The organism is Salinimicrobium profundisediminis (assembly GCF_026241755.1).
GTDB lineage: Bacteria > Bacteroidota > Bacteroidia > Flavobacteriales > Flavobacteriaceae > Salinimicrobium > Salinimicrobium profundisediminis.
Genome location: NZ_JAPJDA010000004.1, coordinates 41,254 through 56,909, shown reverse-complemented (window position 1 = coordinate 56,909; position 15,656 = coordinate 41,254). Strand labels below are relative to the sequence as shown.

12 protein-coding genes are annotated in these 15,656 nt (G+C 40.9%); 3 read left to right on the top strand and 9 right to left on the bottom strand.

All coding sequences use genetic code 11. From position 1 onward, the window contains the following. Positions 1-58 precede the first annotated feature (58 nt). The 7 genes from OQ279_RS03360 to OQ279_RS03330 all read right to left on the bottom strand — a co-directional run bounded on the left by OQ279_RS03360 (position 59) and on the right by OQ279_RS03330 (position 8,147). On the bottom strand, positions 59-2,338 hold the full coding sequence (locus OQ279_RS03360) for a nitric-oxide reductase large subunit (protein WP_266068383.1): 2,280 nt from the start codon (positions 2,336-2,338) through the stop codon (positions 59-61). 84 nt (positions 2,339-2,422) lie between these two features. Next, positions 2,423-3,151 carry an iron-sulfur cluster repair di-iron protein gene (gene ric, locus OQ279_RS03355; RefSeq protein WP_266068382.1) on the bottom strand — a complete coding sequence of 243 codons (729 nt, stop codon included), beginning with the start codon at positions 3,149-3,151 and terminating at the stop codon, positions 2,423-2,425. Positions 3,152-3,345: 194 nt separating this feature from the next. Next, a complete protein-coding gene (locus OQ279_RS03350; protein ID WP_266068381.1) occupies positions 3,346-4,158 on the bottom strand; it encodes a universal stress protein in 813 nt (270 codons plus the stop codon). Between the two features lie 95 nt (positions 4,159-4,253). Then, the gene (locus OQ279_RS03345; RefSeq protein WP_266068380.1) at positions 4,254-5,306 is read right to left on the bottom strand and encodes a response regulator; all 1,053 of its coding nucleotides are present in this window, start codon (positions 5,304-5,306) and stop codon (positions 4,254-4,256) included. Continuing rightward, a complete protein-coding gene (locus OQ279_RS03340; RefSeq protein WP_266068379.1) occupies positions 5,303-6,574 on the bottom strand; it encodes a PAS domain-containing sensor histidine kinase in 1,272 nt (423 codons plus the stop codon). Before OQ279_RS03340 ends, OQ279_RS03345 begins: the two co-directional genes overlap by 4 nt. A gap of 203 nt (positions 6,575-6,777) precedes the next feature. After that, positions 6,778-6,990 (bottom strand): hypothetical protein, encoded by a 213-nt coding sequence (locus OQ279_RS03335; RefSeq protein ID WP_266068378.1) that lies wholly within the window; start codon positions 6,988-6,990, stop codon positions 6,778-6,780. A 320-nt stretch (positions 6,991-7,310) separates the two neighbouring features. Then, positions 7,311-8,147: a universal stress protein gene (locus OQ279_RS03330; protein WP_266068376.1), complete on the bottom strand. Its 837-nt coding sequence runs from the start codon at positions 8,145-8,147 to the stop codon at positions 7,311-7,313. Between the two features lie 167 nt (positions 8,148-8,314). On the opposite strand from OQ279_RS03330, the gene rimP reads away from it, so the two are divergent. Genes rimP through infB form a run of 3 tightly spaced genes read left to right on the top strand, consistent with a single transcriptional unit; the run spans position 8,315 to position 12,908 of the window. Further along, positions 8,315-8,779 carry a ribosome assembly cofactor RimP gene (rimP, locus tag OQ279_RS03325; RefSeq protein WP_266068375.1) on the top strand — a complete coding sequence of 155 codons (465 nt, stop codon included), beginning with the start codon at positions 8,315-8,317 and terminating at the stop codon, positions 8,777-8,779. A gap of 12 nt (positions 8,780-8,791) precedes the next feature. Then, the gene (gene nusA, locus OQ279_RS03320) at positions 8,792-10,036 is read left to right on the top strand and encodes a transcription termination factor NusA (RefSeq protein WP_266068374.1); all 1,245 of its coding nucleotides are present in this window, start codon (positions 8,792-8,794) and stop codon (positions 10,034-10,036) included. 31 nt (positions 10,037-10,067) lie between these two features. Continuing rightward, positions 10,068-12,908: a translation initiation factor IF-2 gene (gene infB, locus OQ279_RS03315; RefSeq protein WP_266068373.1), complete on the top strand. Its 2,841-nt coding sequence runs from the start codon at positions 10,068-10,070 to the stop codon at positions 12,906-12,908. A 238-nt stretch (positions 12,909-13,146) separates the two neighbouring features. Here the strand turns inward: infB and OQ279_RS03310 are convergent, their stop codons facing one another. After that, a complete protein-coding gene (locus tag OQ279_RS03310; protein ID WP_266068372.1) occupies positions 13,147-13,494 on the bottom strand; it encodes a response regulator transcription factor in 348 nt (115 codons plus the stop codon). A 36-nt stretch (positions 13,495-13,530) separates the two neighbouring features. Beyond that, the gene (locus OQ279_RS03305) at positions 13,531-15,558 is read right to left on the bottom strand and encodes a PAS domain-containing sensor histidine kinase (RefSeq protein WP_266068371.1); all 2,028 of its coding nucleotides are present in this window, start codon (positions 15,556-15,558) and stop codon (positions 13,531-13,533) included. Between the last annotated feature and the right edge of the window lie 98 nt (positions 15,559-15,656).

The window sequence follows — 15,656 nt, the reverse complement described above, 5'->3', positions numbered from 1 at the left end:
TGCATTTTTGACACCCCCTTCATGGGAGCGATGCCAGCTCTTTGCCTCCTCCTTTATTTTAAGCTTCCTGATATTCTTTTTTAAGTACTTTCTTCTTATTGGCCGGTAGCTTTTTACGGCTGTCCAGACTAAAGACGAACCAGACGAAAGCAAAGAGACCGACAGCAAATATAGTATCCCCAATAGCCCTCAACCAGCGCAGGGTATCCATTCCCGGTTGTTGCATAAAATCGGCTGAACGAGCGTACCACATTCCTTCATTCACACTGGCAACCGTTTGAAGTAAACCTATAGGAAGTATACTTAACAGCACCATAAGAATAAGCCCGATATTAATAGACCAGAAAGAGAAACTCAGCAGCTTGTCATTCCAAACCTGCACTCTAAAAAGGCTTCTTAACACAAATAACATGAGACCGATTCCAAGGAACCCATACACCCCGAAAAGTGCAGTGTGTGCGTGAACGGCTGTGGTGTTAAGGCCCTGCATGTAATAAAGCGCAATTGGAGGATTTATGATAAAACCGAAGATCCCTGCTCCCAGGAAGTTCCAGAAGGCTACAGCTATAAGGCAATAGATAGGCCACTTATAATCTTTAAGCCATGCGGTTGCCCTGGAAAGTTTGTAATTCTCATAAACTTCGTACCCAATCAAAACAAGAGGTACAACTTCAAGGGCACTAAAGGTAGCCCCCAAAGCCATAACCGCAGTTGGAGTACCACTAAAGTACAGGTGGTGAAAAGTTCCTAAAATACCTCCTGAAAGGAAGATAATGGTAGCCAAAAGCACACTTAGCGTAGCGGTTTTTGTTCTCAACAAACCTAACCTCACGAAAAGGAAAGCAGATACCACGGTAGCAAACACCTCAAAGAAGCCTTCTACCCAAAGGTGAACCACCCACCAACGCCAGTATTCGGCGATTGCAAGATTGGTTTGACGCCCCCACATAAGACCAGCGCCATAGAATAAGGCAATTGCAGCAGAAGAAACCAGGAACATAATAAGCAGGTTCCTTTCTGAAGTTCTTTGTCTAATCACAGGAATGAGCGGTCTTACCATAAGTGCCAGCCACACGAACAATCCCACAAAGAGAAATATTTGCCAGAACCTACCTAAATCAACATATTCATAACCCTGGTGCCCGAACCAGAAGTTCTCGGCTAATCCAAGTTTTTGCATAATTCCCATCCATTGCCCGGCCATAGAACCAAATACAATAACCAGCAGGCAAACAAAGAGGAAGTTCACTCCAAATTTTTGAAACCTCGGATCTTTTCCCGAAACGGCAGGCGCAATGTAGAGCCCTGTTCCTAACCATGCAGTGGCAATCCATAAAATACCAAGCTGCACGTGCCAGGTCCTGGAAATGGAGTAAGGAAGAATATCGGCGAGGTTGAGACCATAAAAACCGTCGCCCTCCACACCATAATGCGCAGTCACCACACCAAAGGTCACTTGTATGAGGATAAGCACACAAACTATCCACATATACTTTTTCACGGCGAGCATAGAAGGAGTAAGGGTTTGATCCATTAGCGGATCTCTTACCGGTCTTTCCAGCTCTTCTTCCTCTTTCATCCTGGCGTGATAGAACACCATTATTCCTATTCCTACAAGAAGAAGGATAATACTGAACCCTGTCCATATTAATAGATCACCCGTAGCTTTATTGCCAACAAGGTCATCTGGAGGCCAGTTATGGGTATAAGAAACTTCACTTCCGGGTCTTTCGGTAACTGTTGCCCAGGTGGCCCAGAAGAAAAATCCTGCCATTTGATGCATCCTGTCCTCATCCTTAATAGAATTTTCAGGGATAGCATAAAAATTCCTCAGTTCATCAAGCTCAGGATTGTTCATAAAAAGCCCCTTATAGTAATCGCTGAGATGTACTACCGCCCTTGCCCGCATAGAAGAAATTGTGATAACATTTTCAGCTTCGTTATAAGTATTCTCTCTTAACTCCAGCTGCAACCTTCTTTCCAAAAGCGCCTGCTTTTCACTTTCAAGTTCATCATAGGGCAGGTTGTAATCATCCTGAGACCACTCATTCAGAATAAACAGCGCTTCGCGGTGAAGCCAGTCTGCAGTCCAGTCGGGAGCCTGATAAGCCCCATGACCCCAAATGGAGCCAACTTCCTGGCCACCCATACTTTGCCACACATTTTGCCCATCTTTGATATCCTGACCTTCAAAGATAATTTCACCCTCGGTAGTAACTATCTTCTCGGGCATTGGTGGTGCTTTTTGATAAATTTCAAAGCCGTAGTAACCCAGAACAGCAAAGGACACCGTTATGACCAGCAAGAAAGCGATCCATAATTTTTTTTCTTTACTCATATTTAAGTCATTAAAAGCCGAAAAGGAAACACGAATAAGCAGGTTTTCTTTTCGGCGGAATTAGGGATTTATCTTATTATTTCACTATTGATTAGAACGCAACTCTTTTTCAAGTAAAAGAGATTTTGGAAAAAGGATGTTATTTTCAAGATGCACGTGCTGGTGAAGGTCTTGTTCAAATTCTTCAAGTTTGGCATAATAAGCCTTATAAGTATTACAGGCACCTTGTGGAGGTGTGTAATTATTGCTCAATTTGGCAATCCTTCTAAGCAGTTCCCCGGCATCTTCATGTTCGGTCTCCATCATTTTAATAGGATTATCTACACTTCCAAAATGAGCAACAGGTAGTTGGGTATTCTCTTTTTTAGCTCTTACCATTTGCTTAATGAACGGGAAAAGGATCAATTCTTCCTTTTTCAAATGAGCACTAAGCTCTCCTGCAACTTCTTTTACCAGTTCTTTTATTTCCAAAAGTTCGGTATAATGTGATCCATGAACCTGCGCCACTCTTGCAGAATACTGAAGCAATAGTGGAATATTCTCTTCTACATAAGCGTGGTGAACGTTTATAATATGATCTGTAAGAAAATCAAGCTCCCATCTGTTATAGTTTGTGGCTCTTGAATTTGATTGATCTACATTGAGAAGTTCCTGGGTTAGCAGGTTGTAATCAACATTATATTTTTCACAGGCTTTATCGAGGCTTATTCCGCCACCACAGCAAAAATCTATTCCGTGCTTTTTAAAAATGTGTGCAGTTTTAATGTTCTCGGTCACCATTTCTGCAACTGTTTTACTCTGTAAATTTTCCATGATCGTATTATTTTAGATTAACAGGAGTTTAAATTTGAGTTACAAAGATGGCGCAAGCAAAGAGGCTTGTTTATGAGGTGAGTCATATAGGACAATTTTGTCCTATTAATTTGTGTTAAAAAAAATTGGCACCTCCTATAGTTGAAGATGCCAATCAAAAAACAAACTAAATAATACTAATCTAAAACAAACTATTAACCATGTAAAACCAGTAATGGCAACTGGTTTATAAAAGGAATATTCTCATTTTCCTCATTGCGCAGAAACTTTTGGCAGAGGTTGAGATTTTTTGCCGCTAACACGATCATGTCTACATCGCGATTGGCAATAAGGATTTTTTTAGGGTTTTGATCTCTCGAGGTGTAATAGGTTTGCAACACGGGAATCCTTGGAGAAAACGAATCCTGAAGAAATTCCCTGTTCTCTATTTGCTCTACCGAGGGTTCTGTTTCACTACTAAAGATCTCAAGGATTTTCACATTGGCTTTTGAAAGTGAAGCAAGATTTAAAAGGGTACGCAACACCTTACTGCCGTAGTGTATTTTATAATCTGTAGGAAAAAGGATTTTCTTGTGCTCCTTAAAGGAAGCATATTCAGAAATGGCCAGCACGGGACATTTCACCTTCATCATCACATCGGAAGTATTTTTTCCGATTACCACACCTTCCTTGTTTGTTTTTCCTTTAGTTCCCATAAGAATGAGATCTATCTGCTTCTCCTGCACTTTGGCTCTTACGGCATTGATAAGATAATCGGCTTTAAAACATACATTGTAGGTGTGCTCGGGGTTTGTACGAATACTTTCCAACCAATTGATGAGCTTGTCAAAATTGTCTTTGACTTCAGAAGACATAGACATATAGCCAGTCGTCATTTTATCTACCGGAACCGGGAATACGTTCAGCAAATGAAAATTGCAGGGAGTATCCTTAAAGAACTGCAGCGCATATGCTGCAGCATTCCTGCTATTTTCAGAAAAATCGGTAGGCAAAAGGATATTCATCATCAGTCACATCTATTTACCCGGCAAAAATATGCAGGAAGACAGGCTGAAAAAATGATAAACATCAGTTATTGAAGTATTCTAAAAAATAAGCAGAATCAACTGATTTTCTTGAGGGCCTCTACGTTGAGCAACTTTATATTACGGCCTTCAATCTCGAGCAATCCTTCTTTTTTAAAATCAGAAAGTGTACGGATAAGGGTTTCTGAAGCCATACCTGCCACACTGGCAAGATCACTCCTGGAGATCCTGATGCTCTGGGTTGGATGCCTTCTTATTTTTTGGGAGAACAAGAGGATGGTTCGTGCTGCTTTTTTTCTTACAGATCCATAAGCCATTTCAAGCAGTTGCTCTTTAATACCTGCAATATTATCACCCATTACATCGATAAGTTCCAGCGTAATATTGCTGTTTTTCATGAGTATTTGCTTCAACTCCTCTTTTGAAACCGCATAGACCCGGGTTTCTTCCATAGCGGTGGCATATTCACTATAGGCATCACTCTTTTTAAAGGAAGTATTTCCAAAAAAATCTCCTTCTTTATATATAGAGGTAATAAGCTCCTTCCCGTACTCGTCCATACGGTGGCTTTTTACCACGCCTTTATCAACAAAGAAAAAGTGGTTACCCAGCTTCCCTTCTTCATAGATGGTTGCACCCGCCTTGAAAGTTTGCTGCTCGTACTTTTTAACTTCTTCCCTAAGCTCCTGGAGAGAATTAATTTTTTGCTGGGTTTCTTCTGAAGCATCAGGCTGGCCGTTCTCCTGAAGCTTGCTCAAAATTGCCACTTTTGCCAACCGGCTTTCTATAGCACTCATAAGCTCTTCTTCTTCAAAAGGCTTCGTGAGGTAGTCATCTGCCCCAAGATCCATTCCGCGGCGAATATCCTTATGCTCGGTTTTTGCTGAAAGAAAGATAAACGGAATATGCCGGGTTTGCGGATCCTGAGAAAGAGCCTCAAGAACACCATACCCATCCATTTCGGGCATCATAATGTCACAAACAATGATATCGGGCAGTTCCTGCCTTGCCACTTCAAGACCAGAGCGCCCGTTTGCTGCTGTGATCACATCATATTCTGCCAGCTCCAAAAGTTCAGCTGTATTTTCCCGTACTACGGTATCATCTTCTATAAACAATACTTTTTTCATTCTTTCACTATAGGTAATTCTACAATAAATTGTGTTCCGCGGTTTTCTTCACTACTAAAAGAAATGGTTCCTCCCAAATTCTCAAGATGTACTTTGGCAATGTTAAGACCAATTCCCGTACCCTGATTTAATAGGGCATTTTCGGCCCTAAAATATCTTTCAAAGATATGTTTTTGATCTTTAGCAGGAATCCCCATTCCCTCATCGGTCACTAAAAACCTTATCTTCTTTGCTTCAACTTCTATTTCAAACTTAATAAGAGTATCCTCGGGAGAATATTTTATGGCGTTGCTCAATAAATTTGACAACACGAGCTCCAGTATTTTTTCATCCTGGTGCAACACTATATTATCAATGTCTCGTGTATATTCAATATTTTGACCGCTCTTTAAGGTGACGTTGGCATTGTAAACAACCTCATTCACCACCTTACTAAGGCTAAAACTGGTAAATTTATAGTTCACCTTACCACTCTCTAACCTTTCAATAGACAAAAAGTCATTTAGAATATTGTCGAGGTAGTGCACCTTGCTTTTTATGGTATTGAGATGCTTCTCGCGTTTTTCCTGTTGTTCTTCGAGCTTATACTTTCCGGCAAGAACCACCGAAGTTAAGATCCCGCTAAGGGGCGTCTTAAATTCATGAGACACCAGGGAAAGAAATTTAGTTTTTAGATCACTGAGTTCCTTTTCCTTTTGAAGGGCAGTTTTAATGCGGTTCTCAGCCTCTTTACGGCGTTTAATTTCCAGTTCAAGACTTTTATTGGCATTTTGGAGCTTTTGAATACTCTCTTCCAATTCTTTTGTCCTTACTTTGATTTTCCCTTCCAACTCATTATTGAGTTCCGTAATTTGCCTTTGCGCCTCCTTCCTAACAGAGATATCTATTATAAGAGACATCACGTACCTCTCCTCTCCAATTTGAAACGGATTAAGGCCGGCTTCTACAGGGAATTCATCGCCGTTCTTTTTAACACCATACAAATCTCGCCCATGGCCCATTTGCCTTTTTTCACTGTCTTTTAAAAAACCTTTAAAATGAGTGGGATGAGCAGAACGGTATTTTGGCGGTATCAGGAGGTTTAAAGGTTTCCCTTTTAGTTCTCCTTTATTGTACCCAAACATATTGTCTGCAGCCAGGTTACTGCTCACTATTACCTGATGGGTGTTAACAACTATAATACCTTCTGAAGCAGCTTCAAAAAGTACATTAAATACGGTCTGGTCTGTTTCAAATGTTTCCAGGTGATTATCTGCGGCAGTGCTCAATACCAGATTTTTTTTAGATGAAGGTCAAATTTAAACAATTTAGAATAACTCAGGCCTTAAAGGCAAACAGAAACCAAAAATGCCATTTTTGAAGGGTCTATTAATAAAGGATCCGGGGAGAAAAATATTCCTCACCGGATCCTTTGTTGCAGTTCTACTATCAACAACATCATACATTCAATCGGGCACCTGTAAAACCACAACTATGCTGCGTGCTCCTCTTCGGGAGAGACATAGTCTTTATCTGCCGGCAAAAGGCGGCTTGCAAGTTTGGTAACACCCATAGCTATAAGCACGGCGGTGATTACAAAAAGCAGGAATTTCACCATAAGATTATCCTCCAGCACACTGCTGTAAAAAGTGAGAATAATCTCTATAGCCAAAAAAGCTAATTGTAAACTTGCCTTTAATATCATATAAAAAGAATATGGGGTAAAGATACGTTTGTAGCAAATTTTTTTAGGCCTGTTTTCAAGGTTTGACGCAAATTTAACGTATGGCTTTCAATTGCTTAACTCAAACGAGTGAGTTGGCTTAAGCAATAAAATTAAACCCTACTGAAGCCATAACCCGTACTGCTGTTTCGACTTCAGGTTTTCCTGTTAATTTATACACTTCAGCATTAGCTAAAAAGCTGCCAAAAAAGTGATTCAGAAGAAAAAATCTTCCGCAGAAATCCTGAAGATCAAAAGCAAAGACATAGAAACCCACCTCTCAAAAAAGGCATTTTGAAATGCTATTTTTCGAGCCTAAATGTGATCACCGGGCTGTTTGCATGATTTACGAGATCTTCACTGATGCTTCCATTAAAAAAATGCGACAGGCCTTTGCGCCCATGAGTAGCAATTCCCATAAGGTTAGCATTAATTTTTTTAGCAAAATTTAAGATTCCCTGTTCTACAGAATCATCATTAAAGACATGGAATTCGTAATTATCGAAATCTACACCTTCCATATATTGCTTCAGTTTTGTATCACATTCATTGGAAGTCACAAATTCGTTTGCAGTGTTTACATACACAAAATGAAGGCGAGCTTTAAATAGATCTGCCAGCTCAATCACTTTTTTAAGCACTTCCCTCCCAGTAGTTTCGAGGTTGGTTGCAAAAACAAAATCATTGACCTCAAATGCAGCATGATCATTCTTGACTACCAGTACAGGAACCTTAGAAGTTCGCACCACTTTCTCGGTATTTGAACCAATAAACATTTCTTTTAAACCAGATGCACCCTGTGAACCCATGACAACAAAGTCGCAATTGTGCTTCTCGCTGGCTTCCAAAATGCCGTCAAATGCTTTATTTACTTCCACTATATCATGCACTTTTATATTTTTAAGATAAGGGCGGGAAAGAAGTTCATCAAACCTCTTTTTGGCCAGTTTCATAAAATATATAGCTTCGGGCAAATCGTTGGAACGGGTCTCTCCTACTGGGTTTACCATATCTACAGGCAACTCGATTAAATGCAAAAGATAAATTTTGGCATTGAATTTTTGAGCGAGTTGAGCGGCAACTTTTAAGGCATTTTCAGCCTGTTCCGAAAAGTCGGTAGGCACTAGGATATTTTTCATAGCAAATTGTAAATAGGTAAGGTTGATTTAGTTATAAAACTACAAATATTTTTTCATTCTAATTCTTGTTTTCGTTCTACAAAAATATTACTATATTTGCACCGTTGAAGGGAAAAAAGAACAACGAGGGGACAAAAAGTCCCCTCTTTTTATAGCCAAACCCGCGAATGTTACGAGAGAAAGTAGAAAAATTACTGCAAGAAGCTTTCGAAGAAAATAATTCATTATTTTTAATTGAGCTCAACGTTAACGACTCAAACCATATTACAGTCATAATTGATGGTGATAAAGGAGTGTCTGTAAATGATTGTATTGCGGTAAGCCGTAAGATTGAACATAACCTTGATCGCGAAGAACAGGATTTTTCACTGGACGTATCGTCGGCTGGCGCTTCCAGCCCCCTGGAAATGCCACGGCAGTACCAGAAAAATATTGGAAGAATTCTTGCGGTAACCACAACTGAAGGAGATAAGATCGAGGGCACATTGACCTCTTTTGAGGATGAAAAGATTACCCTCAGGTGGAAGGCCAGAGAGCCTAAACCTGTTGGTAAAGGAAAAGTGACCGTAAATAAAGAAGCCGTCTTGCCTTTAGAGGATGTAAAAGAGGCAAAGGTGGTAATAACATTTTAACAGACATAGGATATGGAAAATATCGCGTTGATAGATTCGTTTTCAGAATTTAAGGATGATAAGTCTATAGATAAGCCAACATTAATGGCAATACTTGAAGAGGTATTGCGTAGTGCGCTTAAAAAGAAGTACGGAGAAGACGATAACTTTGATATTATTGTAAACCCCGATAAAGGGGATCTTGAGATTTGGAGAAACCGGGTTGTTGTGGCCGATGGAGAAGTAGAAGACCCTAACCAGGAAATTTCCCTTACTGAAGCCCGTAAAATTGAACCCGATTTTGAAGTTGGGGAAGATGTTTCTGAAGAAGTGAAGTTGATAGACCTTGGGCGCCGTTCCATTCTGTCTTTGCGTCAAAATCTAATTTCAAAGGTTCACGAACACGATAACACCAATATTTACAAGCACTTTAAAGAGCTTGAAGGAGAGATCTATACTGCTGAAGTTCACCACATTCGCCACCGCGCGATAATTTTACTGGACGATGAAGGTAACGAGATCATACTTCCTAAAGATCGCCAGATACCTTCAGATTTCTTCAGAAAAGGGGAAAATGTGAGAGGAATTATTGAAAGCGTGGAATTAAAAGGAAATAAGCCTGCCATTATTATGTCAAGAACTTCTCCCCTATTTTTGGAGAAACTTTTTGAGCAGGAAATCCCTGAAGTATTCGATGGCCTGATCAATGTTAAGAAGGTGGTTAGAATTCCTGGAGAAAAAGCAAAAGTAGCTGTAGACTCCTATGATGACCGTATTGATCCTGTTGGAGCCTGTGTGGGGATGAAAGGGTCAAGAATACACAGTATTGTTCGCGAATTGGGCAATGAAAATATTGACGTGATCAATTTCACTACAAATAATCAATTGTTAATCACCCGTGCTTTGAGTCCGGCGAAAATCACTTCTCTTAAGATAGACGAAGAGAACAAGCGGGCCGAAGTAATGTTAAAACCCGAAGAAGTTTCAAAAGCGATTGGACGTGGCGGGCATAACATAAGATTGGCAGGACAATTGACAGGTTATGAAATAGACGTATTTAGAGAAGGTGTTGAAGAAGATGTTGAATTAAGAGAATTTGCAGATGAGATTGACTCATGGGTCATCGAAGAATTTGCTAAAATTGGACTTGATACAGCAAAAAGTATATTAGAACAGGATGTAGATGATCTTGTCAAAAGAACCGACCTTGAAGAAGAGACTATTCGTGAGGTGATGAAGGTTCTAAGAGAAGAATTTGAAGAAGAGAATAAAAGTTAAGAATAAAAGAGGATAATTTAGAGGGCAATTTATGGCTGAAGCGAAGACAATGCGATTAAATAAGGTGTTACGCGAGTTCAATATTTCGTTGGATCGTGCCGTGGAATTTCTGAATTCCCAGGGCCACGAAATAGAGGCGCGTCCCACTACAAAGATTTCGGGAGAGATTTATCAGGTGCTTTCTGATGAGTTCCAGACCGATAAGAGTAAGAAGGTAGAGGCGAAAGAAGTTGGAGAAGAAAAGCGCAAGGAAAAAGAAAGCCTTCGTCTTGAAAGAGAGAAGGAACAGGAAGAAAAGCGCAGACAGGAAGAGAAGCAGGAGGTTATACGAGCCAAGTCAACCCTGGAAGGCCCAAAACAGGTAGGCAAGATCGATCTCGATAAACCAAAGACAACTGCTTCGGAAAAAACCGAACCTAAGGCAGAAGAGCCAAAAGCGCCTGAACAGCCACAGGCCAAAGCTCCCGAAGCCAAGGAACCGGAAGCTCCAAAGCCTGAAGCTCCAAAAGCCGAAGCTCCTAAAGAAAAAACCCCTGAAGTCGAAGCTCCTAAAGCAGAAACTCCAAAACCTGAAGCTCAACCCGAACCTTCAAAACCTGCAGAGAAAGAAGCAGCAGCTCCAAAACAGCAGGAAGAGGCCGGAAAGCAAAAAGAGGATGAGGCTCCTAAAAAGGAGACAAAACCAGAAGCTTCAGAAGAAAAAACAGAAGAATCTTCAACTCTTGCCACAAAATATCAAAAGCTTAGTGGCCCTAATTTTACAGGTGAGAAAATTGACCTTTCTCAGTTTAAGAAGCCTGTAAAAAAGAAAGAAGAAAAAGATAAAAAAGCTGAAGACGACAAGGATAAACGCAAAAAGCGTCGCCGTCGTATTAGCAAAGACGTAAAAGGTGCACCTGGACAAGGTGGAGCCGGAGCGAAATCAAAACCAGGTGCTGGTAAACGTACCCGCCCGGTAACCAAAGAAGAGCCTAGCGAGGAAGAAGTACAAAAACAAGTACGGGAAACTCTTGAGAAACTTCAGGGTAAATCTGGAAAAGGTCGTGGTGCCAAATACCGTAGAAATAAAAGGGATACTCACCGTCAAAGGACTGAAGATGCCCAGCTAGAAGAAGAGAACAAGGTATTAAAGGTTACCGAGTTTGTTACCGTAAGCGAAGTCGCCACGATGATGGATGTACCGGTAACTCAAATTATCTCAGCGTGTATGTCACTGGGAATGATGGTGACCATGAACCAGCGTCTCGATGCCGAAACCCTTTCTATAGTAGCCGAGGAATTTGATCATGAAGTAGAATTTGTTACAGCCGATATTGATGAGCCTAAAGAAGAGGTTCCTGAAAATCCTGAAGATCTTATTCCACGAGCTCCAATTGTGACCGTAATGGGACACGTTGACCACGGTAAGACTTCCCTGCTGGATTACATTCGTAAAGAGAATGTAATTGCCGGGGAAAGTGGAGGAATCACACAGCATATTGGTGCCTACGGAGTAAAACTGGAGAATGGTCAAAAAATCACATTTTTGGATACTCCGGGTCACGAAGCCTTTACAGCTATGCGTGCCAGGGGTGCACAGGTAACCGACCTTGCTATTATTGTTGTAGCGGCCGATGATGATGTGATGCCTCAAACAAAAGAAGCGATCTCACACGCCCAGGCTGCAGGAGTTCCTATAGTATTTGCAATTAACAAGGTGGATTTACCAACAGCAAATCCAGAAAAGATAAAAGAAAAACTAGCGGGTATGAACCTGTTGGTTGAAGATTGGGGTGGTAAGATACAGTCACATGACATATCTGCCAAAACAGGACTTGGAGTGAAAGAGTTACTGGAAAAAGTACTCCTTGAAGCCGAAATCCTTGAATTGGAAGCCAACCCAGATAAGCTTGCTAACGGTACAGTAGTAGAAGCCTACCTCGATAAAGGTAGAGGATACGTATCAACAATTCTCGTACAATCTGGTACGCTTAAAATTGGAGATTATGTACTTGCCGGAAGACACAGTGGTAAAGTTAAGGCAATGCAGGATGAGCGTGGAAAAGACGTGAAAGAAGCAGGTCCTTCTACACCCGTATCTATTCTTGGTCTTGACGGTGCCCCACAGGCAGGAGACAAGTTTAAGGTAATGGCCGATGAGCGCGAAGCTAAAGATATTGCTGCCAAGCGTACTCAGCTGCAACGTGAACAGTCTGTAAGAACTCAGCGTCACATTACACTTGATGAGATTGGACGTCGAATTGCCCTTGGTGACTTTAAAGAACTTAACATCATCCTTAAAGGTGACGTGGATGGTTCGGTAGAAGCACTTACCGATTCATTCCAGAAACTTTCTACTGAAGAGATTCAGGTGAACATCATCCATAAAGGAGTAGGTGCTATTACCGAAAGTGATGTATTGCTTGCTTCTGCATCAGATGCGATCATCATCGGATTTAACGTGAGGCCTGCCGGAAATGCCCGCACAGTCGCTGAAAAAGAAGAAATAGATATCAGAACATATTCGATCATCTATGACGCTATCAACGACCTGAAGGATGCTATGGAAGGGATGCTTTCTCCTGTGATGAAAGAAGAGATTACAGGTAATGCAGAGATAAGAGAAATATTCAAAGTATCTAAGATTGGAACCATTGCCGGTTGTATGGTAACAGACGGAAAAATCTACAGAAACTCCCGAATTAGACTTATACGTGACGGAGTAGTTGTTTACACCGGAGAACTTGCCTCTCTTAAGCGTTTTAAAGATGACGTGAAGGAAGTTTCTAAAGGTTACGACTGTGGTTTACAGATCAAGAATTACAACGACATTCACGAAGGTGATGTAGTAGAATCCTTCCAGGAAGTAGCTGTGAAGAAAAAGTTGAAATAACAAATAGAATATCAGTATAGAAACATAAAAAGGCTGCCTGAATAAGGCAGCCTTTTTATTTATAAGACATTTTAGAAAACTTCATTTCTTCTACCAGATATAATTGGAATATTTACAATCCTTAATGTTTCAGAAAAAACAGCAGGAATCGCTTAATAAACAAGTGGAGCAAATTGCCTACTTATCCCCATCCCCTTTTAAGACCAAGAAAAAGGACCACAAGCCACTGAATTTACTGCTATGCAAATTGTTTCTCGATCCTTTGGAGTAGTTCATCCACATCAAAAGGTTTGGCAATAAAATCATCTGCACCTTCGGTCCTGCTAATATCTGCATGGGCAGACATGAGAACTACAGGAATTCTTTTAGTCTCATCACCTTTTTTCAACTCCCGGCAAAGATCTACACCGTTGCCATCGGGCAACATAATATCAAGGAGGAATAGATCGGGTACTTTTTCGGGAACGGTTTTATGAAAAGCCCGGGCAGTAGGAAATGTCTTCACTACATACTGCTGACTTTCCAGAAGAAATTCTAATAATTCCCTAATTCCGTCGTCATCTTCTACAATAAATATCTCTTTCATCACAACATTTTTTTAATCAGGAATAATTAAAACTCCTTATATAGCTTTTACTTTTTTCAACTTTTGAACTGCCAGTGGCAGAATTAGAGAGAATTCAGATCCCATCCCATATTCACTAGCCACTTCAATACTACCTCCATGCCTGTCTATGATCTGTTTGGTAAGGTACAAGCCAAGCCCCAGCCCACTTATACCTTGAGTGTCTTCGGCCCGATAAAACCTGGTAAACAACTGCCTTCGCTGCTCCTCGGTTAAGCCTATGCCCATATCTCTCACCTTCACCACCATATTTTCTCCAACTACCTCGAGATCTACAAAGATCTCGTCAGCTTTCGGGGAGTATTTAATGGCATTGGTCATCAGGTTAAGGATTGCCTGTTCTATTCTTTGTTTGTCCCCTTCAATAATGACTGAATCATTCCACAATGTTCCGGTGACCCGGTGAGACTGCGAAGAATAAGAGAAGGTCTCCACAATTTCCTTCAGCATTTCCCTAATATCAAATACCTCGAGATTAAAATTGAGCTGCCCAGATTCTATTCTTGACATATTTAAAAGGTCTTCTACAAGCGTATTTAGTTTATCAACCTGGCACAGGGATTTATCGAGAAATAACTGAGAAACCTTATCGGCTTTCTTTTTTGATAGCACCTGTAAATACCCTTTAATGGTAGTAAGCGGAGTCTTTAGCTCATGACTCGCCAGGGCTATAAATTCATCTTTTTTCTCACTTAATGATTTCACCTGTTCAAAGAGCTTTGAGTTATCAAGAGAGACGGCTGCCTGGGCAGCGATATTGATCACAAGCAATTCATGCTCGGCGGTGAATTTTCCGGCCTCCGGATGTCCATATAACAATCCGCCAATAACAGCACCGTTTTTAGAGATCACCGGAATGGCCAAATAACTTACTACCGAAAAATGCCCTTTTGGCATCCCTTTATAAGGCGCATTCTTGCCAAAATCGCCGTGTTTGGTTACATCATCTATCCGCACCACTTTCCGGTCTCTAAAGGTGGGCAGGAACAAATCTGTATGACGTGGCATAGCCATATGGTCAAAGATCTCTCTTGGCGCACCCGAAAGGGTAAATAATTGGAATGTGCTTCCCTTATCGTCACTGTTATTATAGAAAAAGGCACCAAATGCAGCCCCGGTAAGACTGGTGGTGGCATCGGTTACCCGCTGAAGAATTCCTTCAACATTAAGATTTTCAGAAATACTTTTCCCGACTGTATTTAGGGTCTCCAGATTCCGGATATATTTTTTCATGGCCGCCTGTGATTCAATGCGGGCAGTAATATCACGGGCAACTTTTGAGGCTCCAACTATATTTCCTCCCGAATCTTTTACCGGGGAAACGGTTATGGATACAGGAATATCCCTCCCGGATTTGTGTTTCCGGATAGTTTCAAAGTGGTCGATCTTTATCCCTCTCTTGATCTTATCGAGAATGACATCCTCTTCATTAAGACGTTCTTCAGGAATTAACATTGTAATAGAGCGGCCTACAGTTTCATCTTCTGAATATCCAAAGATCTCCTGCGCCCCCCTATTCCAACTCGCTATAACGCCCTGCAGGTTTTTACTTATAATAGCATCATCTGAAGATTGCACTATGGCCGAAAGCGTTTCCTTTTTTATATGATCCCGCTTTTGCTCTGTAATATCTACAAGGGTACAGTGCACCCCTTCCAGCTTACCATTCCTGTCAAATAAAGGCTTGGGAAAAACGAGTAAATATTTATAAGCTCCGTTAGGACATTCAATCCTTATTTCACTTTTTTCCTCTTCAACTCCTTTTTTTAGCACCCTTGAAATTGGGGTATCTTCCAGGGGCATAGGAGTACCATCTTCATAGAGTATTTTCCATGAACCACACCAGTACTCTTTGCCCAATATAGGCGTTCTACCCCACAGTTCTATGGCAGCTTTATTGAAATAGGTAAGCCTTCCTTCTGCATCACATATGTAATTAGCAACAGGAGAACCGTCAAGCAGGTGCCTGAACTCCACACCCATTCCTCCCGAACCACCTATTGCGGGCTCATCATTGCTTTGCATCTTTTGTCGTGTTTATAGGGCGCCAAAAAAGGCGTTTTGAATTAAAACTCTCTTTTTAAGAAAATTCTGTAATAGAAATTAAAGATAAGTCTTAGGAA

Bases quoted from the DNA above. Each gene is read 5' to 3' on its own strand.
- OQ279_RS03360 (WP_266068383.1), bottom strand. From the start codon at position 2,338: ATGAGTAAAGAAAAAAAATTATGGATCGCTTTCTTGCTGGTCATAACG.
- ric (WP_266068382.1), bottom strand. From the start codon at position 3,151: ATGGAAAATTTACAGAGTAAAACAGTTGCAGAAATGGTGACCGAGAAC.
- OQ279_RS03350 (WP_266068381.1), bottom strand. From the start codon at position 4,158: ATGATGAATATCCTTTTGCCTACCGATTTTTCTGAAAATAGCAGGAAT.
- OQ279_RS03345 (WP_266068380.1), bottom strand. From the start codon at position 5,306: ATGAAAAAAGTATTGTTTATAGAAGATGATACCGTAGTACGGGAAAAT.
- OQ279_RS03335 (WP_266068378.1), bottom strand. From the start codon at position 6,990: ATGATATTAAAGGCAAGTTTACAATTAGCTTTTTTGGCTATAGAGATT.
- OQ279_RS03330 (WP_266068376.1), bottom strand. From the start codon at position 8,147: ATGAAAAATATCCTAGTGCCTACCGACTTTTCGGAACAGGCTGAAAAT.
- rimP (WP_266068375.1), top strand. From the start codon at position 8,315: ATGTTACGAGAGAAAGTAGAAAAATTACTGCAAGAAGCTTTCGAAGAA.
- nusA (WP_266068374.1), top strand. From the start codon at position 8,792: ATGGAAAATATCGCGTTGATAGATTCGTTTTCAGAATTTAAGGATGAT.
- infB (WP_266068373.1), top strand. From the start codon at position 10,068: ATGGCTGAAGCGAAGACAATGCGATTAAATAAGGTGTTACGCGAGTTC.
- OQ279_RS03310 (WP_266068372.1), bottom strand. From the start codon at position 13,494: ATGAAAGAGATATTTATTGTAGAAGATGACGACGGAATTAGGGAATTA.
- OQ279_RS03305 (WP_266068371.1), bottom strand. From the start codon at position 15,558: ATGCAAAGCAATGATGAGCCCGCAATAGGTGGTTCGGGAGGAATGGGT.